Source organism: Lentilactobacillus hilgardii DSM 20176 = ATCC 8290, assembly GCF_000159315.1.
GTDB classification, from domain to species: domain Bacteria; phylum Bacillota; class Bacilli; order Lactobacillales; family Lactobacillaceae; genus Lentilactobacillus; species Lentilactobacillus hilgardii.
On record NZ_GG669992.1, the window covers coordinates 309,224 to 330,333 of the forward strand.

At 39.1% G+C, this 21,110-nt stretch carries 21 protein-coding genes and 2 pseudogenes; 14 read left to right on the top strand and 9 right to left on the bottom strand.

Annotation, left to right across the window (positions count from 1 at the left end):
* Both HMPREF0519_RS14200 and HMPREF0519_RS01490 read left to right on the top strand, forming a co-directional pair.
* Window positions 1-309: a beta/alpha barrel domain-containing protein gene (locus tag HMPREF0519_RS14200; RefSeq protein WP_225429085.1), complete on the top strand. Its 309-nt coding sequence runs from the start codon at window positions 1-3 to the stop codon at window positions 307-309.
* Window positions 310-339: 30 nt separating this feature from the next.
* Entirely contained in the window at window positions 340-1,194 is an 855-nt protein-coding gene (locus HMPREF0519_RS01490; RefSeq protein ID WP_003634036.1) for an oxidoreductase, read from the top strand.
* Between the two features lie 7 nt (window positions 1,195-1,201).
* On the opposite strand, the gene HMPREF0519_RS01495 is transcribed toward HMPREF0519_RS01490, so the two are convergent.
* The 6 genes from HMPREF0519_RS01495 to HMPREF0519_RS01520 form a co-directional block, all read right to left on the bottom strand.
* Entirely contained in the window at window positions 1,202-1,891 is a 690-nt protein-coding gene (locus HMPREF0519_RS01495) for a GTP pyrophosphokinase (protein ID WP_003551152.1), read from the bottom strand.
* Window positions 1,892-2,020: 129 nt separating this feature from the next.
* Window positions 2,021-2,938 (bottom strand): aldo/keto reductase, encoded by a 918-nt coding sequence (locus HMPREF0519_RS01500; RefSeq protein WP_003634038.1) that lies wholly within the window; start codon window positions 2,936-2,938, stop codon window positions 2,021-2,023.
* Window positions 2,939-3,083: 145 nt separating this feature from the next.
* A complete protein-coding gene (locus HMPREF0519_RS01505; protein ID WP_003551156.1) occupies window positions 3,084-3,563 on the bottom strand; it encodes a Dps family protein in 480 nt (159 codons plus the stop codon).
* A gap of 149 nt (window positions 3,564-3,712) precedes the next feature.
* Window positions 3,713-5,041, bottom strand: coding sequence for an MFS transporter (locus HMPREF0519_RS01510; protein WP_003634040.1), 1,329 nt, complete (start codon window positions 5,039-5,041; stop codon window positions 3,713-3,715).
* A gap of 270 nt (window positions 5,042-5,311) precedes the next feature.
* Window positions 5,312-5,749, bottom strand: a complete 438-nt coding sequence (locus HMPREF0519_RS01515) for a YjjG family noncanonical pyrimidine nucleotidase (RefSeq protein ID WP_003634042.1) — start codon at window positions 5,747-5,749, stop codon at window positions 5,312-5,314.
* The gene (locus HMPREF0519_RS01520; protein WP_003634044.1) at window positions 5,746-6,195 is read right to left on the bottom strand and encodes a MarR family winged helix-turn-helix transcriptional regulator; all 450 of its coding nucleotides are present in this window, start codon (window positions 6,193-6,195) and stop codon (window positions 5,746-5,748) included. Before HMPREF0519_RS01520 ends, HMPREF0519_RS01515 begins: the two co-directional genes overlap by 4 nt.
* A gap of 116 nt (window positions 6,196-6,311) precedes the next feature.
* Here HMPREF0519_RS01520 and alsS point away from each other — a divergent pair, with 116 nt between their 5' ends.
* The 3 genes and pseudogenes from alsS to HMPREF0519_RS14205 form a co-directional block, all read left to right on the top strand.
* Window positions 6,312-7,988, top strand: a complete 1,677-nt coding sequence (alsS, locus tag HMPREF0519_RS01525) for an acetolactate synthase AlsS (RefSeq protein ID WP_190870478.1) — start codon at window positions 6,312-6,314, stop codon at window positions 7,986-7,988.
* 18 nt (window positions 7,989-8,006) lie between these two features.
* Window positions 8,007-8,717 carry an acetolactate decarboxylase gene (gene budA / locus HMPREF0519_RS01530; protein WP_003634048.1) on the top strand — a complete coding sequence of 237 codons (711 nt, stop codon included), beginning with the start codon at window positions 8,007-8,009 and terminating at the stop codon, window positions 8,715-8,717.
* Window positions 8,718-9,128: 411 nt separating this feature from the next.
* Window positions 9,129-10,324: pseudogene (locus HMPREF0519_RS14205) on the top strand (sugar porter family MFS transporter); the annotation flags it as partial.
* An 8-nt stretch (window positions 10,325-10,332) separates the two neighbouring features.
* Here HMPREF0519_RS14205 and HMPREF0519_RS01545 read toward each other — a convergent pair.
* A complete protein-coding gene (locus tag HMPREF0519_RS01545; RefSeq protein WP_003634052.1) occupies window positions 10,333-10,623 on the bottom strand; it encodes a hypothetical protein in 291 nt (96 codons plus the stop codon).
* A 21-nt stretch (window positions 10,624-10,644) separates the two neighbouring features.
* Window positions 10,645-11,331 (bottom strand): type 1 glutamine amidotransferase domain-containing protein, encoded by a 687-nt coding sequence (locus HMPREF0519_RS01550; RefSeq protein WP_003634053.1) that lies wholly within the window; start codon window positions 11,329-11,331, stop codon window positions 10,645-10,647.
* 263 nt (window positions 11,332-11,594) lie between these two features.
* On the opposite strand from HMPREF0519_RS01550, the gene HMPREF0519_RS01555 reads away from it, so the two are divergent.
* From HMPREF0519_RS01555 to nrdG, 4 genes are all read left to right on the top strand, one after another.
* Complete coding sequence (locus tag HMPREF0519_RS01555; RefSeq protein WP_003551181.1) at window positions 11,595-12,506, top strand: ABC transporter ATP-binding protein; 912 nt, start codon at window positions 11,595-11,597, stop codon at window positions 12,504-12,506.
* Between the two features lie 6 nt (window positions 12,507-12,512).
* A complete protein-coding gene (locus tag HMPREF0519_RS01560; protein WP_003634055.1) occupies window positions 12,513-13,286 on the top strand; it encodes a DUF2705 family protein in 774 nt (257 codons plus the stop codon).
* Window positions 13,287-13,527: 241 nt separating this feature from the next.
* Window positions 13,528-15,717, top strand: a complete 2,190-nt coding sequence (gene nrdD, locus HMPREF0519_RS01565; RefSeq protein WP_003634057.1) for an anaerobic ribonucleoside-triphosphate reductase — start codon at window positions 13,528-13,530, stop codon at window positions 15,715-15,717.
* Window positions 15,695-16,282 (top strand): anaerobic ribonucleoside-triphosphate reductase activating protein, encoded by a 588-nt coding sequence (nrdG, locus tag HMPREF0519_RS01570; RefSeq protein ID WP_003556786.1) that lies wholly within the window; start codon window positions 15,695-15,697, stop codon window positions 16,280-16,282. The genes nrdD and nrdG overlap by 23 nt, the downstream gene beginning before the upstream one ends.
* A gap of 89 nt (window positions 16,283-16,371) precedes the next feature.
* Here nrdG and HMPREF0519_RS01575 read toward each other — a convergent pair whose 3' ends face one another.
* On the bottom strand, window positions 16,372-18,075 hold the full coding sequence (locus HMPREF0519_RS01575; protein WP_003634059.1) for an MFS transporter: 1,704 nt from the start codon (window positions 18,073-18,075) through the stop codon (window positions 16,372-16,374).
* 181 nt (window positions 18,076-18,256) lie between these two features.
* On the opposite strand from HMPREF0519_RS01575, the gene HMPREF0519_RS01580 reads away from it, so the two are divergent.
* The 5 genes and pseudogenes from HMPREF0519_RS01580 (at window position 18,257) to HMPREF0519_RS14215 (ending at window position 20,773) form a co-directional block, all read left to right on the top strand.
* Window positions 18,257-18,781, top strand: coding sequence for a TetR/AcrR family transcriptional regulator (locus HMPREF0519_RS01580; RefSeq protein ID WP_003556790.1), 525 nt, complete (start codon window positions 18,257-18,259; stop codon window positions 18,779-18,781).
* Between the two features lie 33 nt (window positions 18,782-18,814).
* Complete coding sequence (locus HMPREF0519_RS01585; RefSeq protein ID WP_003556792.1) at window positions 18,815-19,267, top strand: DUF3290 domain-containing protein; 453 nt, start codon at window positions 18,815-18,817, stop codon at window positions 19,265-19,267.
* Complete coding sequence (locus HMPREF0519_RS01590; protein WP_003634062.1) at window positions 19,267-19,911, top strand: DUF421 domain-containing protein; 645 nt, start codon at window positions 19,267-19,269, stop codon at window positions 19,909-19,911. The genes HMPREF0519_RS01585 and HMPREF0519_RS01590 overlap by 1 nt, the downstream gene beginning before the upstream one ends.
* Before the next feature lie 355 nt (window positions 19,912-20,266).
* Window positions 20,267-20,332, top strand: a pseudogene (locus HMPREF0519_RS14210) (XRE family transcriptional regulator); the annotation flags it as partial.
* 21 nt (window positions 20,333-20,353) lie between these two features.
* The gene (locus HMPREF0519_RS14215; protein ID WP_233419302.1) at window positions 20,354-20,773 is read left to right on the top strand and encodes a hypothetical protein; all 420 of its coding nucleotides are present in this window, start codon (window positions 20,354-20,356) and stop codon (window positions 20,771-20,773) included.
* Window positions 20,774-21,110: the final 337 nt, after the last annotated feature.

A 21,110-nucleotide genomic window follows, 5' to 3' on the forward strand; every position in this document is an offset into this window, starting at 1 on the left:
ATGAACTATTTACAAGTATCAAAAGTCATTACCTTACCGTGTGGTGTAACGATTAAAAATAGATTTGTAAAAACTGCTTTAAGCGAGACAATGGCAACGGATGACCATCAGCCTAATCACCTATTTAATCGTCTATATCGTCAGTGGGCTATTGGTGGTGCCGGTATCGTTATCACAGGAAATGTTATGGTCGACCGGCATGCATTAGCAGAACCGGGAAATATCGTGGTAGATAGTGACCGGGTATTACCCAAATTGCGTCAATGGGCGGCAGATGGAACGATCAATGATACACAATTATGGATGTAGCTAAATCATCCAGGACGGCAATCTCCTAAGATGTTTTCAAGCCGGCCGGTTGCTCCAAGTGCCATTCCCATTACCGGAAAGAACCGGCGTGCGTTTGAGTCGCCGCGGGCGTTAACAGCAAATGAGATAAAAGAACTGGTTCAAAAATTTGTTAAAAGTGCTGTTATTGCACAAAAAGCGGGTTTTACCGGTGTTCAACTTCACGGTGCATTTGGGTACCTGATTAATCAGTTTTTATCGTCAAAGATGAATCATCGAACGGATGATTATGGTGGTTCAATTGAAAATAGAATGCGATTTTTGACCGACATCTATCAGGGGATCCGTGAGACCTGTGGTCCAAAGTTTCCTATCAGTCTCAAGCTGAGTTTAACGGATATTGATGTGACCGGTTTTACTCAAAGGCAATTCGAAATGGTCATTAAGAAGATGGCAACTTTGGGAATTGATATGATTGAAATTGCCGGTGATGACTATGAAAATTCTCAAATTGGGTTTTCCGGTCAGGTCCACTTTATTAATCAGTTGGTAAATGTGCCGATCGCATTAAGTGGTGGCTTTCGGCACATCTCGGCAATGGAGGAAGCATTGGGGAGACAAGATGCCTCATTAATTGGTGTATGTACACCGATGGCCTTTATGACGGATATGCCAAATCAAATCCTAAGGTCAAGGTATCAGCCATTTGTGCTGCCGCTGTCAACGGGAAGTAATTGGCTGGATGATAAATTAAAGTCCATAATTGTGACCAGTTATTGTGAAGAGCAAATTAGACGCATTGCTGAAGGAAAGCAACCGAAACTTTATCGAAATGCTTGGTTATCAATGTTGGCTGGTATTCAATTACACGGAATAAAAGGATTGAAGCCAAGACGCGCACAATAAACGACTATCAATGACTTTGAAGATCGCGAAAAATAGACTGCATACGAATTTCAATATCGTTTAATTCCTTTGCATAATCTTTTAAGTTATTAGCATGTTCTTTAACTTTTTTAGGATCGGCATCTGTTTTATAGCTGAGTTGGTGCTCCAAACTTGCCCACATATCCATACCGATCGTTCGAAACTGAATTTCAACCGGTACGTCAAAGACACCTTTGGATTGGAAAACCGGTACAGAAACAACAAGATGCAAACTTCGGTAGCCGCTTTCCTTTGGGTTTTCAATATAATCTTTGCGTTTTAAAACCGTTACATCAGACTGTTCGGACAGTGCTTCTTCAACGGTGTAGATGTCGTCAATGTAATTGGTAACAACTCGAATACCGGCAATGTCGCGAATGTGGTCGCGAACGTTTTCGATTGTGAGCGTGTACCCTTTGCGCTTTAATTTTTCAAATAAACTCCCTGTTGATTTCATGCGTTCTTCCATGTGATGAATGGGATTATGATCGTAGTTCATTGAATATTCGTCGTCAAGGTTTTCCAGTTTGGTACCAATCTCATTTGCCCCGGAATGGCAAAGCTGATAGATGTTGACCAACTTTTTTAAGTCAGGAATCTGGTCTTCGAATTTGGTTTGTTTGAGCTGTGCTTCAATTTGTTTAACATCCATAAAATTTCGTCGTTCAAGAATCATTTGTAGACCACCTCATTCATTTATAGTTAGTATTTATTTATTAGTTAAACAGTTGATATGACAGAAGCGAGGCTGGACAAAAGTAAATTTTGTCCAGCCTCGCTCTTTTGTCATTATGGATTTATAAATTTAGAACTGTTTAAATAATTGGTCGATTTGTTTGAACTCATCATCGCTTATTGTAATGTCCATGGCTTGAGCGTTGCTGTGAACCTGATCAGCTACTCTGGCACCGGGGATGACGACACTGATATTCTGATTCTTAATGTACCAAGCCAATATCGTTTGTGCAACCGTTGCCTGGTGGGCAACCGCAATTGCCTTTACTTTTTCCAATGCAGCCATGATGGCTGTATATTGCTTGCTTGAGAATCGACTGAATTTGCTGTTATCGGCCGGTGTATATTTACCAGTTAGTAGACCGGATGACAATGGAAAGTAAGGAACAAACGAAATTTGATGTTCCTTTAGATATGGGAATTCTTCCTTTTCAGCTTCGCGATGAACGAGGCTGTAGTTATCTTCGACGATATCTACTTGATTGTCGGCATTAGCTTCTTTAATTTGATCCAATGAAAAATTTGAAACGCCAATTGCTTTAATCTTACCGGCTTTTTTCTCTTCAGCCAATGCTTGAACAGCCTCAGCCTTGGGTGTCTTGTCATCCGGAAAATGAATATAGAAAATATCAATATAGTCTGTTTGCAGGCGCTGCAATGCATCATCAACCGACTTCTTTAAGAACTTTGGATCATTGTTGGGTTTTAAATCATTATTCGGATCTTGAGCAGCTTTGGTTGCGATCACGAATTTTGAACGATCGTAATCTTGTGTAACGTTGCCGATAATCTCTTCTGATTTGCCGAGTCCATACATATAAGCCGTGTCCAATAAGGAAATACCATCTTCCAAAGCGGCTTTAACGACTTCAACACCATCTTCGTCCTTTAAACCGTCAAATAAATTATGACCGCCGACTTTGTTGGTACCTAAGCCAAGGGGCGTTGTGGTAACTGTACTTTTACCGATTTTAATTCTTTGAGCCATTTTGGTTCCTCCTAATTTATCTGAAGAATTAAAAATAAAGAGACCACATTTGAAAATGCCAGTCTCTCTAAATTGTAAGCCAAATTGATATTAATAGCCAAAATTATTAATAGTTTCTGCTAATTATGATCATTCGAAACGGAATTTATTCATCGTAAGGCCCCTTGCCCAAATAAGCATTAATCATCCAAATATTTTTATCAATCGCTTCTTTAAACCCATTTAACATATCTTGAGTTGGAAAGTCTTTTTCAATGTCAGTTATTTCGATTCCCTTTTGATACTGATCACGCAGGTACTTAAACTGATCTGATAGTCGTTGCATAAAGTCACGCATCGTTAATTGATCCCAAGTGACTTTCTCGTCAGGAAGGCCGGTGTGTTCAATAAATTCATGGGTGGTTGAATAGGGTGATCCGTTAATTGCAATTAATCTTTCAGCGATATTGTCCAATTGGTCAGCTAACTGATCATTATAATCGTCCATTAAAGGATGTAACCTGAAGAAATTTTCGCCACGCATATACCAATGGGTTTGCTGAATATTGGTTTGTAACTGACTTAAATCAGCTACCAATTGATTGAGTTGTTCACGGGTCTTTGGAAAATCGTAATTGCTTGCCATAGATAAAAACCTCCTATAAAAGTAAGTCAATAATAAATCCGTTTACATACCTAGTTTATCTATTATTGGAAGTGTTATGCAAGTGAAGTGATTACCAATTTTAAATCGCTTATGATCAATGCCGCTAGTGCCGGTTTATAGCGTTAGAATTAATCAGTAATGTGTTCAGAGTCATTGCTGGTTTCTGCCGGTTGTTTAGTTGGTTCATTCAAAGTTGAATGCTTTGAAGTTTCCAACATTCGAACATAGACCAATAGGCTGACAAAAGCTGCCGCCGAGAAGTAGTAAAAGAACCAATTTTCATGGCTGATATTTTTTAACCAGAGGGCAACGTATTCAACGGTTCCACCAAAAATTGCGACTGTTAATCCATAAGGGAAGCCAACACCCAACGCACGGATTTCAGTCGGAAAAAGTTCTGCTTTAACAACGGCGTTAATTGAGGTATAGCCGCTTACGATTAATAACCCGGCCATCATGAGCAGAAAAGCACTGAATTCATTGTCAAAGTATTGAAGCCCCAGAAAGATTGGAACTGTGAGCAGGGTTCCACCAATCCCAAACCAGTAAAGTAATGGTTTGCGGCCTATCTTGTCTGAAATATGACCAAATAATGGTTGCAGCCCCATAAAAATCAGTAGTGCCAAAAAGTTGATCAGGGTAACAGATTTCGTTGGTAGCCCTAACGTGTTGATCATGTATTTTTGCATGTAGGTTGTATAAGTGTAAAAGGCAATTGTGCCGCCAAAGGTAAGTCCCATTACGGTTAAAACCTGGCCGGGATACTTTGCCAATTTACGAAGCGTACCACGGGTGGTATTTGTTTTTTCAGCACGTTTGAATTGGTTTGTCTCATCCATTGACAATCGAAGATAGAGCACAATCAAGGCACCAACAGCACCAAGTCCAAATGGTATTCGCCAACCAAAGCTTCGGAGTTGAGAATCCGTTAGAATGGCTTGAAGACCGATTTGAATAATCAAGGCCAGTAATTGCCCACTAATCAGCGTGACATATTGAAATGAAGCATAGTAGCCGCGTCGATTGGATGTTGCCATTTCGGAAAGGTAAGTTGCCGAAATACCGTATTCACCGCCAAGTGACAACCCTTGAACCATACGAATCACGATTAATAATAACGGAGAGAAAATGCCAATGGTGGCATAGGTTGGGATCAATGCAATTAGTAACGAACCACCGGCCATGATACTGACGGATAAGGTCAAAGCGGCTCTTCTACCGCGTTGATCGGCGTATTTTCCCATAATAAAGCTTCCAAATGGTCGCATTAAAAAACCAACCGCAAAGACGGCCGCGGTGCTTAGGAGCTCGACAGTCTGATTACCATCAGGAAAGAATGAACCAGCGAAATAAATTGCAAATGATGCATAGATATACCAATCGAACCATTCGACCATATTACCAAGTGACCCTTTTATAATATTGCTTGTGATTCGCCTTTGGTTTAATTCCTGCATAAAAAATCAACTCCCTTAATGGTAATGTAACGTCATGATAGCGTTATCAATGATTTCAATGCTATATCATAATCAATAAATTTGAATTAAAAATCGTTATTAGCATAAAGCTTGTGAAAATCTCATTGTTCTCATATTATAATTTAATGAAATCTTGTGTGCAAATATTATTGTTATTTATTTTGACCACAAGTTAAAAAACCGCCAATCAGGCAACGTGTCTGATTGGCGGTCATATCGTATTTAAATTAGGTATTAAAGGGGATTAAGTTAATTCACAATTGTTTTCAGTGTCGTCAGTGAATCAATTTCAAAGGTGGGTTCAGCAGGTGTTGAATTATGAAGATGTGCCGGATTGAACCACACAGAATCCAGTCCGTAAGTATTTGCTCCGAGAATTTGATCATGCCCTTCGGCTAGGAAACTTCGGTATTGCTTTTCGATTGATGCACCGTCGATATCTTCACCAAAATGTCGAAAAAGCAGTGTAAAACGGTTGTTTAATAACTGATTTCTAGTTACGTTACCCTTTTCGTAATGTTGCCAAAGAGTCGCGTTTAATTGACGGTAATAATCAGCAATCTCTGATGTTAATGGTCTGTTCAGGTGCATGAACAGTTTTTCTAAAGCCCGTTTTTCAGATGCCTGAAAATCCAAAATGGTATCGTCTATATCAAATAATAGTGTTGTGTAGGGCAAAACGATCACTCTAAACTTTCACTTACAATTGAATTAACGACTTTTTCTATGGCAGAAATGAGTGGGCTGTCAGGCTTGATTCCTGTTTCACTAAACCGGGTTTCCCACCATTGTTTACGGATATTTTGAATAACGGGTACAATTTTTTGCCCAGTATCCGTCAAGTTTAAAATGATTGATTTACCAACACCAGCTGTTTTTGTAAGATAACCTAAATTCTGCATTTTTTTTATTTCGCGAGCTGCAAGCCCTTTATCGATGACTAAAGATTTTGCGACTTGATTTTGGTTAATGTACTGGTTGTCTTTAATTGTTAGTAGAATACAAGCCGCCGTCGGATTCAACTGATGTTTTTTAAATAATTCACCGGTATCTTTATAATACTGTCGATGGAGTATTGAAATGTCTTGTGCAAGGTAACCGATATCTTTCAATGTTTTTATCCTTTCAAACAAAATGATCTATTCAAAGTGAAACTTTAGCATTTTTTAGTTGACAATTCAACGTAAGGGCATTAACCTTTGAAAGTAAGTTGAATTGTCAACATAGAAAAATGAAGAGGTGTCAAGCTATGGCTACTAAAAAACGTGGTTCTCAAGCTTTAATTCAATCAATGATCAATCAAGGAATCAAGTATGTTTTTGGTATTCCTGGTGCAAAAGTCGACCAGTTATTTGAAGATTTACAATATAGTGATGATCCAAATGCACCAAAGTTAGTGGTTGCCCGGCACGAACAGAATGCTGCATTCATCGCGGCAGGTATTGGCCGTCTTACTGGTAAACCGGGAGTTGTCGCAACAACCTCCGGCCCCGGTGTTTCCAACTTAACGACTGCTTTAATGACGGCTACTGCTGAGGGGGATCCGGTTATTGGGCTTGGCGGTCAAGTGCCCCGGGATGATCTTTCCAGATTGACACATCAAAGCATTCCCAGTAAAGAACTGATGAGTTTTGCAGCAAAAAGCAGCGTTGAGGTTCAGGATGCTAATAATTTATCTGAGGCATTCATGAATGCTTATACAGCTGCTGTTTCTCCAAAAGCGGGCGCTGCTTTTATTTCTTTACCTGCAGATGTTTTAAGCGATGATGTTGATCGGCCGGTCATTAAGACTTTAACAACGCCGCAAGCCAGTCAGGCATCTGAAAAAACACTGGATAAAATTGTCACGTTGCTAAAAGCTGCAAAGTTACCGGTTATTTTAGCTGGCATGAGAGCCTCTTCCGAAGAAGTAACAACGGCCTTGCATCAATTATTGGCAAAGGTCTCACTGCCAGTGGTTGAAACCTATCAGGGAGCCGGGATTATTTCCCATGAATTTGAAAAGGATTTCTTCGGTCGGGTTGGTTTGTTTAGAAATCAAATTGGCGATACATTATTAAAGCAGAGCGATCTGGTTTTGGCGATTGGCTATGACCCTGTGGAATATGAGGCCAGAAACTGGAATATTGAGCATAATGATGCCGTTATTAATTTAGACAGTGTAGCACCGGAATTAAGTAATGATTATCAACCCGACATGGTCATTGAAGCAGATATTGCAGAAACGATTACGGCTTTAACAAATAAGATTCCTGATGATTATCGACTCTCAGATCAATCAGTTGCACATTTAAACACGTTAAAGGAAGAATTCGAAGATGAGAAGTTGGTTGAAACGGAAGCAAAACCCGGCACGGTCCATCCACTTTCGATTATTAATGAATTGCAACAACGAGTTGATGATGCAACAACGGTTACGGTTGATGTTGGCAGTCACTATATTTGGATGGCGCGCCATTTTAGGAGTTATCGCCCACGTCATTTACTATTTAGTAACGGTATGCAAACGCTGGGTGTTTCACTTCCCTGGGCAATTGCCGCAAAACTTGTTCGTCCAAACGAAAAAGTGGTTTCCGTTTCTGGTGATGGTGGTTTTCTTTTTTCCGGTCAGGAACTTGAAACTGCGGTTCGGTTAAATCTGAATATTGTACAATTAATCTGGAACGACGGTTATTATGATATGGTCAAGTTTCAAGAAGAGGCCAAGTATGGTCGATATGCAGGGGTTGAGTTTGGACCGGTAGATTATGTGAAATATGCAGAAAGTTTTGGCGCTACCGGATTGCGGGTTTCCGATCCAACTGAGTTGGGAAAGACGCTTGATCAGGCGTTTTCGACAGAGGGACCGGTAATTGTTGACATTCCAGTGGATTATAGTGATAACATTAAGTTGAAGTCTGCGTTATTAAAAGATATTTTAAACTAGGAATAAGGAAGTTATAATATGGCGAAACATACAACTTTATACCAGCATGGAACGCTGGCATTACTGGTTCCCGGCCTTTTAAAAGGAACAATGACGATGGGGGAACTTTTAAAACACGGTGATACCGGAATTGGTACAGGTGAGGGACTCGATGGTGAGTTGATTATTTTGGATGGCAAACCTTATCAAATAGATGCCAGTGGGAGAGTTAATGTCGTTTCCAACTCATTTACGATGCCTTTTGCAAACATTCATTACGCACGTTATTCACCATTGGCCGAGTTGGAAAATGTTTCCCAAGATGATCTCAATGAACAAATTGTTTCTCTGAGTAAAGCGGAAAATACTTTCTTTTCGGTTAAAATTACCGGTACTTTTTCAAATATTAAAACCAGAGCTGTCAGAAAGTCGGAACCACCATTTTACACACTTGCTCAAACGGCCAGTCATCAAAGTATCTTTACAAGGGATCAAGTTGATGGAACTTTAATCAGCTATTATTCTCCCGAACTGTTTGATGGTGCAGCCGTGGCCGGCTTTCATCATCATTTTCTGTCCAATGATCATCAATTTGGCGGTCACGTCTTGGATTTCCAATTGGATAAGGGTGATGTTTCCTATCAGCTGTTTGACACGTTTGAACAACACCTGCCTGTTAATGATAAGGAATACATGCAGCACGATTTTTCGTCCGACGATATTGTTGGTAGTATTCATACAGCTGAGTAGAATCGGCTATGGTCATCAATCTGACTACTTGATTATTAAAGTGAGTCACTCGATTAATGATTACTAAAACGCACTAAAAATTATACTAATATTACTAAAAAATAGTTTTTGCCTTAAACGTTGAGGTGAAAGCTTTTTTTCTATATCAAATAAAATATTTGTCAGATAATAATATCTTATGGTTGATTTATCCGTATAAATGTTATAATATACCAACGTGTAAACGCCACAAGTTTATTAAATGCATAAGAGAGACGCAATGATCAAATTTGTAAACGTTGTTATAATAAGATCCGCTTCAGAAAGCCTATTATAAAAATAGTTAACAATTTGTTTGATTCGTTATGTAACCCCTTTCGCCATTTGAGATGGGTTGGGATTGCTAATTAAGGAATTTATATGTTAAGGAGAATGGAAAATGCTGCTACAGAAAAGAAGATCTCAAGCAAGTTCATCTATTTCTTTGGTTCGTTTGGTGGAATCTTGTTTGGCTACGATATTGGTGTGATGACGGGGGCGTTACCATTCCTACAGATTGATTGGGGGCTTCAAAATGAAGCCGGATCGTTGGATGGATCACTTCTTCGGTTATGCTTGGTGCTATTTTTGGTGGTGCAATCGCCGGTCAGTTGTCGGATAAGCTTGGTCGTCGAAAGATGATTTTGCTTTCAGCTATTGTTTTCACGATTGGTTCATTACTTTCCGGTATTTCTCCAAATCATCAAGGTGAGTATTATTTAATTGCCGTTCGGGTATTTCTCGGATTGGCCGTTGGAGCTGCTTCGGCACTGGTACCGGCTTATAGGAAATGGCACCTGCCAAGGCACGAGGAAGCTTGTCCGGCCTTAATCAGACGATGATTGTGAGTGGTATGCTTCTATCTTATGTGATCGACTTCCTGCTAAAGGATTTACCTGAGAATTGGGCATGGCGATTAATGCTAGGGCTCGCTGCAGTACCGGCCATTATTTTATTTTTTGGTGTTTATAAGTTACCAGAATCACCACGTTTCCTTGTTAAATCAGGACGCACGGCGTGTTTTAAGCTATATTAGAACAAACAATGATGAAATTGATGAATTAAATCAAATTAAGCAAACTGCAAATGAAGAAAAAATGGCTGCAAAGTCAACTTCATGAGCAACTGTTTTCAGTGGTAAGTATCGTTACTTGGCGATTGCCGGTATTGGAGTTGCTGCCTTCCGGCAATTCCAAGGTGCCAACGCAATCTTCTACTACATCTCATTAATTGTTGAAAAAGCAATCGGTAAAGCCGCCAGTTCTGCATTGTTGTGGCTAATTATTCAAGGTACTATCCTAGTTATCGGCTCATTGGTTTACATTGCAATAACTGAAAAGTTCAACAGAAGAACCTTGCTTGTTCTTGGTGGATCTGCAATGGGGCTTTCATTCCTGTTGCCAACGATCATTTACTTATTAATGCCTAATGCAAGCCCAATGATGATTGTTGTCTTCCTGAGTATCTACGTTGCCGCTTACTCATTCACATGGGCACCGTTAACCTGGGTACTTGTTGGTGAAGTTTTTCCATTAGCAATTCGTAGTCGCGCTTCAGGTGCAGCATTATCCGCTAACTGGATTGGTTCCAGTTAACTTTATTTTTTTCTTTGGGAGAATATAAAAACCGAGAATAAATAAAAGATACCAATGATAATTGCCAAGATACTGATAATGATTGAAATCACTAAGTCATAGAATGGTTGGATCAGGAAATAAACGCCTAGTCCATTAGAAAGTAGGCCGATAAGTGCCAGGACAATGATTAGAAAATAATATAAAATTTGATGATTAAAATAACTGACTCTTTTAAGAAGACCCCAAAGAATAAAGCCAACAACAGTTATTCCTATCAATAAAAAGAAGTGGTGATCATTCCAAATAGTCACAAGAATACCCCCTGGTTCCGGTTATTTGAGCAGGTCTTTAATAACGGCTTCGCCAACAGCAGTTGCGGAATTTGGATTTTGACCGGTGATTAAATTTCCGTCGATAACGACATTTGGTTTGAAAGGATCACCCTTTATAAAGTTTGCGCCAGCTTTCTTCAGCTCATCTTCCGGTAAAAACTTTACTTCGCTGGTTAACCCGTTTAAGGCTTCTTCGTCATTAGAAAAGCTGGTTAACTTTTTGCCGGCTGTAAAGCGTTTGCCGTCTTTTGTGCGCATTGCAAGAAGTGCGGTAGTGCCCACGCAGTTTGCTGATACAATGCCATTATTTGCGATGATTTGCTGTGCAATTTTAGCAAGATTCTTATTTTCAGGGAAGTCCCACATGGCACCGTGGCCGCCTGCAAAATAAATAACTTGATAATCTTCGGCAGTGACTTCTTTCGGGCTTAATGAGGTTGCCAAGTAGTGATTTCGAAAATGATTATCCAGATAAAAATCCCAATCAATATTGTCCATACTATCACCTGAAAGGCATAACGGATCAAGGGGGATATAACCACCTGTCGGGCTTACATAGTCGATGTCGATTTCGTTATCCTGTATCACCTTATGAAAATGGGTTGCTTCGCGTAACCAAAGGCCTGTCGCTCGATTCACATTATTAAACTTAGGTACATTTGTTGCTACAATTAAAGCTTTTGTCATAAATTATGATTACCTCACTTTGGAATGGTAATAATGAATTTGAACATATCACATATGTATTTTAGACCTTCTGAGTAATAGAGCAAGGATAGTTTGTCTACAACCAAATTACGAAAGGGCATTGGCGATTCTTGTGAAGATATGTTACTATCAACACAGCTTGTCGTGATTGATTATAGAAAGTTAACTAATAATCAATCACGGTGAGCCAATATTATACTATCTAGGTGCGTGTATAAGTATGATCTTGATTGGAGGATAACATGGCAGATACAATTTTAGATGTTGAGGGACTTACAAAGAACTTTGGATCCAAAAAAGTCTTAAAAAATGTCTCTTTTTCTGTTGAAAAGGGACATATTGTTGGGTTGGTTGGACCTAACGGTGCCGGAAAGTCAACGATTATGAAGGCAATTTTGGGGCTGTTTAATTATCCAAGCGGTAAAATTACGCTTGATGGCCAACCGGTTTCACAAACAAGTCATCAAGCTTTGGAAAAAGTTGGTGCGCTAATTGAATATCCGGGTATTTATCCATTTTTAAGCGGGCTACAACATCTTGAACTTTTTTCAAATGACGGCGTTTCTAAACAACAGATTATGGACGTTGTTGATAAGATGAAAATGGGGTCGTACATAAAGAGAAAAGCTAAAACGTATTCTCTTGGAATGAAGCAAAAGTTGGGAATCGCATTGGCCTTGGTGAATCATCCTGCCTTAATTATTTTGGATGAACCAATGAACGGTCTTGATCCGCAAGCGAACAAAGATCTACGAACGATTATTTTGGATTTAGCCAAACAAGGAACGACGTTCTTAATTTCCAGTCATATTCTAAGCGAATTGGAAAAATTAATCGATGATTTAATTGTCATTGATAAGGGACAAATCGTTTATCGTGGTGATATGGCGACTTTGGAAAGCGGCAGCACGAGATCAATGGTTCTTCAGACCTCTGATGATGCTAAAGCCAAGGATATCCTATCTCAAAACGGATACAAGTTAATCGATTCTGATCATGTTAGTGTTGTTGAGGATGAAACGACCAAAATGGCCGATATTATTAAATTATTGTCAACTAATAATATCGAAATCGAGGATGTTAAACACGTTCATAGTGATCTTGAGACTTCACTGCTTGATTTATTGAAGAATGACAAAGTGAAGGAGGGCTAATCTGATATGGTAACGTTAGTTAGACAAGAAATATTTAAATTGGTGCATAAAAAAAGTACGTGGGCAACATCAATTATCCTGCTGGTGATAATGACTATCTTTGCTGTGATTAGTCGGAATCATCCAAACACAATTGACCCCAAGGCAATATTTGTCAGTTTATTTACTGGTTTTGACTGGATTGTATTATTTATGATTGCTGCTGCCAGTTCAATTATTTCGATGGAGTTTCAGTATGGCACAATTAAAGAATTGCTTTATCGAAAGTATTATCGGGGAGAAATTCTCGTTAGCAAATGGCTTGCAATGGTTCTTTACTCAATCTACTTTATTGCGTTGGCATTTGTTTATTCGTTGATTTTAAAATTGATTCTTTTTAATGGAACATTTCAGCTCAGCGAAACATACGGCAATAAGCATAGTATCTTAGTTACGGCTCTTTACACGTCTTTATCAGGATTTGTTGCATTGTGGTTGGTTTTAAGTCTGGTTTTGCTGTTGGCAAATCTGTTTAAGAGTTCTGCCGCAGCTATTTCAGTTGGTATTATTGGCTACTTTGCAATTAATGTGGTTTCTTCAATGTTAATCATAGCTATTAAGAAGTGGACTTGGTTAAAGTGGAATCCGTTAAACATGATGAATTATCCTAATCAGGTTATTAGCCCAAGTCTAAAACACATGACGCTTTTATCAACAAATGAATTGCTCATTGGCAGTCTGGTTTATATGGTGATCTTTTTGGGAATAAGCTACTCTGTCTTTAAGCGTCGAAACGTTTAGTCAAAGAAATTGGCCGATAAAAATTAATAATTAATTGAGCATTTAAACCGTCAGACATGTCCTTGAGATGTGTCTGACGGTTTTATTATGAAATTGTTGGCAATTTTATGGCACAGCATGTAGTGTATTGGTAATACATAACACATATATATTGTGCTTTAAAGTCTTTTTTTCAAATAATTTTCAGCTATACTAAACAATGTTAACTATATTTTCGAGTTTACCCAAAGGAAGGGATTCTATGGATTACATTAAGACTGAAGCAACAAATCAAAACGATACTAAACTTCGCAGTCTAACTGTGATCAAGGCTGACGGGGAAAAGTGTTCTTTTTACCCGTATAAAATTAATTTGGTCATTGAAGCACTTACCGATGAGACGGATGTGCAGGAAAAATTAAAACAGCAAATTTTTGAACGACTTTCATCCTTCGAAGAAGAACTGACGTCAAAGGATATCAGAGATAGTTTTAAAGCAGTTCTTTCAGAAATGGACCGTGGTGATTTGGTTGCCAGTTATGACCAATATCGCTTAAAAGATGAAGCCAAGTGGCAGGCAGCGATTAATCCTTCAACCAAGCTTAACCAGTTGTTTGATAAAAGTGACACTGTTGTTCACGAAAACGCAAACAAGGACAGTAATGTGTTCAGCACCAGGCGAGACTTGACTGCCGGAATGGTCGGTAAATCTCTTGGTCTCACGATGATGCCTGAAACTGTTGGTAAGGCGCATTTGCGAGGGGATATCCATTATCACGATCTGGATTACTCACCGATGACTGAAATGACTAATTGTTGTTTGATTGATTTTAAAGGCATGCTGAACAACGGATTTAAAATCGGAAATGCCGATGTCGAGCCACCTAAGTCGATTCAGACAGCAACCGCGCAAATGTCTCAAATTATTGCGAACGTTGCTTCCAGTCAATATGGTGGCTGCTCAGCAGACAGGACAGATGAGCTGCTGGCACCATTTGCTAAATTGAATTTTGAAAAACATCTGGCAGATGCCAAACACTGGATTGCCCCTGATAAGCAGGAGGCTTTTGCAAAAGAAAAAACTAAAAAAGATATTTATGATGCTATGCAGGCACTGGAATATGAAATCAATACATTATTCTCATCGAATGGTCAGACGCCGTTCACAACGGTTGGATTTGGTCTTGGAAGATCATGGATTGAACGCGAAATTCAAAGTGCTATTTTGAAAGTCCGGATTAAAGGGCTGGGGAAGCAGCATCGGACAGCTATTTTTCCGAAATTGATTTATACCCTAAAAAAAGGATTGAACCTCAAACCCGATGATCCCAATTATGATATAAAGCAACTCGCCATTGAATGTGCCACCAAACGGATGTATCCGGATATCTTGATGTATGACAAGATTATTGAATTAACAGGTAGTTTTAAAGCGCCGATGGGCTGTCGAAGCTTTTTGCAGGGATGGCATGATGAGAACGGAAAAGAAGTTAACAGTGGCCGAATGAATTTAGGCGTTGTCACAATCAATTTACCAAGAATTGCGATTGAATCCCATGGGGATAAAGCTGTTTTCTGGGAAATCCTGCAAGACCGATTGGAAATTGCTAAAAAGGCTCTTCTTAATAAAGTTGATCGTTGTAAGCAGGCAAAGCCCAAAAATGCGCCCATTTTGTATCAGTACGGTGCCTTTGGTAAACGGTTAAAAGATACGGATTCCGTGGATGAGTTATTCACGCATCGGCGGGCTACGGTGTCATTGGGTTACATTGGATTATACGAAGTCGGAACTGAATTTTATGGACCGGATTGGGAACATAATCAAACAGCCCACAAGTTTACCGTATCGATTGTAAAATGCCTACATGATTATTGTGCAAAGTGGGAAGATCAATACGACTATCATTTCAGCGTCTATTCAACACCGGCTGAATCATTGACAGATACCTTCTGTGAGCTGGACACTAAAAAATTTGGGAAGATCAATGACATTACATCTAAAGAGTACTACACAAATAGTTTTCATTATGATGTACGAAAGAATCCAACACCGTTTGAAAAGTTGGCTTTTGAAGAGGCTTATCCAAAATATGCGGCCGGTGGTTTTATCCATTACTGTGAATACCCTAATTTGAAACAGAATCCGGCTGCTTTGGAGGCCGTTTGGGATTGGGCATACGATCATGTTGGCTACCTTGGAACCAATACGTCAATTGACCACTGCTATAAATGTGGATTTGATGGTGATTTTAAACCAACCGCCAAGGGATTTGAATGTCCGGAATGCGGAAATCGTGATCCCAAGACCTGTGATGTTGTTAAGAGAACCTGTGGCTACCTTGGTAATCCGCAAATTCGACCAATGGTGCACGGCCGACACGAAGAAATTGCATCCCGAGTTAAAAATATGAGGTTAGGTGATATGAACGATGGCGGAAACTCGAAAAATTAGGTTACCAAATGACCCGAAGCCCAAGCAGTGGTTGGCAAAGGATCGCAGCCATCAGTACATCGCCAGTTACAAGCCCTTTAATATGGTGGATGGTGAAGGCGTTCGCTGCAGCCTGTATGTTTCCGGCTGTCTATTCAACTGTCCCGGTTGTTATAATAAAGTCGCCCAAAACTTTCACTATGGTCACCCGTATACTAAGGAATTGGAAAATCAAATCATTAAGGATATGTCTGAAAGTTATGTTCAGGGATTGACATTACTTGGTGGAGAACCCTTTTTAAATACTCAGGTCTGCATTAAGTTAGCAAAAAGGATTCGAGCAGAATTCGGGCATACAAAGGATATTTGGTCCTGGACAGGCTATAAATGGGATGAATTAATGAAGGAATCTGATGACAAGCTGGAATTGCTAAGCTATTTGGATATCTTGGTTGATGGGCGTTTCTTATTGGCTAAGAAAGACCTGACACTTCAATTTCGTGGCAGTTCAAATCAGCGAATCATCGATGTACCCAAATCATTAGCAGAAAAGAAAGTTATGATTTGGGAAAAATTAGTTAAATAAAAGCAGCAATCGGTCAAAAACGCCATATGATGATCAACACTATTCGTTGATGCTCATATGGCGTTTTATTTTCTATGATAAATGATCATCTATTTGAGATAATCCCGTTTTCTTTCAAATAAGAAGACAGAAAGTGCGGCAATCATGGTAAAAGGAAGTGCCATTTTGTATCCTTTCGTAAAGGCATCCGTCATGTGTTGTTTAGTATCTGACCTAATGACTTTAGCAACTGCTTTGATTTGAGTATTTTGTTTCGCAACTGCTCTTTTAACAAGTTTAGAGATTTTAGCATGAATCAAGGCTTTTTGCTTTTGCGGCATCAGTTTGGTATTTGGCATTTTTGCAATCGTTTTTTGATAATTAGCTTGAATCAGTTGATTGGTTTTTGCAGGAGTAATCCCCTGTTTACTGGTTGAATCGGTTGTTTTTCCATTGTCCGAAATGGCTTTTCTAACATTAATCGCAACATCCGTTTTTGCTTTGGCTGATAGCTGGGTTGTCTCTATTCTGGTGTTTGCCTGAATAATGGACTGATGTCTTGCGGTAGCCAGGTTAGCCGTGAGGGCAGAGACAAATATCGCTACTGCCAGCAACGTACCGATTTGACGAAATACGCCAAGGACGCTTTGGGATGCAGAAAGCAGCTTTCCGGTAAAGTTTGATGCACCCAAAACAACGAGTGGTCCGGCGATAATTCCAAAGCCACCACCGATTAATAGTAAACTGATAATGGTTTGGCCATAATGGGCGGGGTTAACAATCGAAAGAATCATATAGCCGGCAATTATTTGAAGGAACCCCACGGAAACAAGTAGTCGTGGCCCAATTTTATCATTTAATATACCGCCAATTGGTGAAAAGATGAAAATCATAAACGAGGTTGGCGTGATCATAAAAGCAGCAGTTAGTTCAGATTTATTGAGGATATTAGTGAAGAAGGAGGGCATTATGACTAAGACAGCTACCAAGAAGATTTCTGTCAAAATAGTAACTAAGGAAGCACCGGTGAATTGACGACTTTTGAATAAGCCTAATGGCACCATCGGATCTTTAGTGACGTGTTCAGCGACAATAAAACAGGCAAGTGACACGATAGCTGTCGTGAATAGTCCAATGATAAGGCGGCTGGACCATCCCCAGTCATTACCCTTAACCAAGGCTAAAGTTAAAGCTAATAATGTGCTCATTGAAAAGAGCATGCCCCAAAGATCAATTCGAGCTTTAAAGCGATGTTCATTTTTTAGTGGCAATAATCCGCAGCAGAGAATGAGGACAATTAAAATTAAAGGCAAGTTAATTAAGAAAACATAACGCCACCCCAAATATTGAGTGACAATACCACCGATGGTTGGCCCAAAGGCTGAAGCAAATCCTTGAGTCACACCCAAGGCGGCCAAGACACCGGTCCGGTGTTTAACATCGGCTGTTGAAATACCGATGGTCATACTTGCGGGAAAAATAATTGCTGCGCCCAGGCTTTGAATCCCTCGGCCGATAATTAAGAATTCAGCACTGTTGGCTGACCCGGATAGTAGGGATCCCAGTGCAAAAAGCACTAGTCCAACTAAGTATGTCTTGTTTCTCCCGATAATATCGGCAATTCTCCCAAACGGGATGGTAAAAACCGCAAATGTGATGGTATAGATATTTAAAGCCCATGATAAAGTTCCCAAATTTACATTTAGACCGCTTTGGATTGCAGGCAGTGCGATATTCATGACGGTCGTATCCAGCATACATAAGAAGATACCGATCATCATGGAAAAGATGATTAATTTTTGTTTGATACGCATGATAAAAACTCCTTTTTTAGTTTAAAATAACAATATGGGTAATTATGTTGGGCTTGGTTATTGTCGACAAATAACCTGGGCCCAGATGTTTTCATTACCCTTCAATCGCTTGCTTTGTAGATTATCATGGGGTATCTTAATTAAGAATCTTTTGTTGACAAAAGGAGGGATTTTGTAAACGATGTCACCTAAGGAGTTAAAGGACCAGAAATTGACCGATATCTTTAAAGCTTTAATGGGCTTGCTAAAAGATCAGTCATTCGAGGAAATTTCAATTACGGAACTCGCAAAACGAGCAGGCGTGTCCAGAGCGTATTACTACAAAAATTTTGTGACACTGGAGGATATTGTTAGCCAATATGAAATGTTGCGAATCATTAGCTACTTACGTCAGCTTCCGGATGGATCGAGATTAACGCTGCAAACGTTAATGACACATTATTTTCAGCTTGTTTTGGATGATCAGAGGGATCAGTTAATCTTAATTTCTGCCGGTAAAGAACAAGTTTTAATTAAAACATTTCATACCGTTTTGGTATATCTACTTAAAAATAAACTGATTCCATTGACTGATCGAACGACTGATTCTTATTGGGGTGACTACTTTTCCGGTGCAGTTATTAACTTATCAATTAGCTGGCTTAAGCAGGGAGCAGTAGAACCACCAGAGTATATGGGTAAAAAGGTTGAAAACTTTGCCAATTAAATTAAAAGAGGTTTCTAGGGGGATTTTTCAAAGATGATTTTTTATACTTATGATTATTTACATACATCACAAAATACTTGGCAGTATGCGCGGATTGTGATCACATGTGTACTGGTTTTGGCTTTTCTCTTATTTTTGATTCAGTATTGGCGGCATCGATTTGATATAAAATATAAGGATTTAAGTATCATTTTTGGGACGTTGTTACTGTTGATTTTGGGGATGCAATATAACGATTTTAGTAATATTCAAAATTCGATTAAGCAATCGGGCCAAATGACAACAGTTGTTAAAGAAATTGCTAAACAATTAAGAGTATCTAAACAGTCCATCAGTGTTAATTCAACAACACCAAATGATAATGTGTTGGTGAAAACACCCAAAGGATTCTTTCGAGTTGACTATAATACCGATGGTTCTCAATTCGTTTTAGAGCAGGTAATTCTGCATGATTCAGATGCTGTTAAGGTTGAGGGGGAAAAATAATGTTTACGTATTCTGATGTTATGTTGAAATTAATAGTTGGTTTTGTTTTTATTACGCTACTGATTAATTTGACTGGAAAAGGGAATTTAGCACCTACTTCGGCAATGGATCAGCTTCAGAACTATGTATTAGGTGGTATTGTCGGAGGCGTTATTTACAACCCGGCAATTACAATAGCCCAGTTTATTGTTATTTTGTTGCTGTGGTCATTATTGATCATGGTTACCCGATATTTAAAAACACATATTCACTGGTTCGGTAAGTTTGTGGAAGGTGATCCGATTACAATTGTGAGAAATGGGAAATTACTTGTTGAAAATTGTTTGAGGGCAAATCTGTCAGCAAAAGAAGTCGACTTTAAATTAAGGACCGCTGGTGTATATGATATCGCTGAGGTTAAACGGGCAATTGTGGAACAAAACGGCTCTGTCACGGTCCTAAGATTTGGGGCGGGAAGCATTCGATATCCTGTGATTATTGACGGTCAGGTTGATCCGGATGTACTTGATATTATGGATAAGGATCAGTCTTGGTTGGATACTGAATTGAAGCAACATGGGATTGATAACATTAAAGATGTGTATATGGCGACGTTTCGGAATAGTAAGTTGGAAATTGTTAAATATGATCAAAAGGATGAGTGAACGTGACAATCAGTTGCTTTAACTCTAGGTGTTTCACATGAAACAGCGAAGAAAGCATTTATTAAATAAGGAACGGAGCGCTTTAACAAATAAAACGCTCTGTTCCTTTTTTGAATAGTGACTAGATCTTATTGGATATTTAGTTAAGAAAAATAATTAAAAACTCAACTATTACACGTTATAGTTGATGATAATCAAGAAAAAGAGACGTGAATTTAGTTGATGTAACAGGACGGTTGCTCGACAAAAGGATATTCCCACATTAAATTTAAGTGTATAGACGAAAGGAGAATTAAATGGATTTTGGAGAGCAGCTTCAAATACGACGCAAACAATTAAATTTAACTCAGGCACAATTAGCACAAAATTACATGTTACCAGACAAACGGTTTCACGTTGGGAGAACAATGCAACGTATCCTAATTTGGATATTTTAGTTGAAATGAGTGACTTTTTGGACCTTTCGCTTGATAAATTATTGAAGGGATCTGATTCAAAAATGGTTGATACGATAAGTAAGGATGTCAGGCTGAAACAACGTTACCGGAAATGGTTGATCAGTATTGGAATCTTGCTTTTGCTACTTCTAGTGTTTCTCGGTGTATTAAGCTGGGGTCGTCATAGTCAAAATGAAATGATCGACCGGTTTAATCCATTTTTGAAAACAACATATGGATATGCATTGTTACCGGAGAAAACGCTAACTAAACGGGAAAAATTAACAATAACAGAGTCAGATGGAAAAAAACACCAAAAGTGGATGAACGTTCCACAACCTGTTAATGATCGTGTAGTAACAAATCCATTTGGTGACGGTGAATGGCTGAAATTTCAAGTAGGGGCGATTCCGGAAAAGGGATGAATTACGCTGTGGTCTTGCACAAAGGATCATATGTAAAGTGGGCAAGGCTGGTAACCAGGTCGGACATTCCGAGTCTGATTCGATCAATCATTGGACAGAATGATCAGTATATGCCATATACTTATAAACTGTTCGGCCCCAAAGGTTCTTGGAACTTATTTCACTAGGATGGTTAACTGATACTAGGAATCAAATTGAACCAATGATGACTTACAGTCAAATAAATTAAGAGCATACTAAGGATAATTGAAATTGCTAAGGAAATAAGGCTTGACCACCAAAGAGGACTTTTGAACGTTCTGTGCGATTGCTGCCATATCGCGAAAAGGGATGTCAT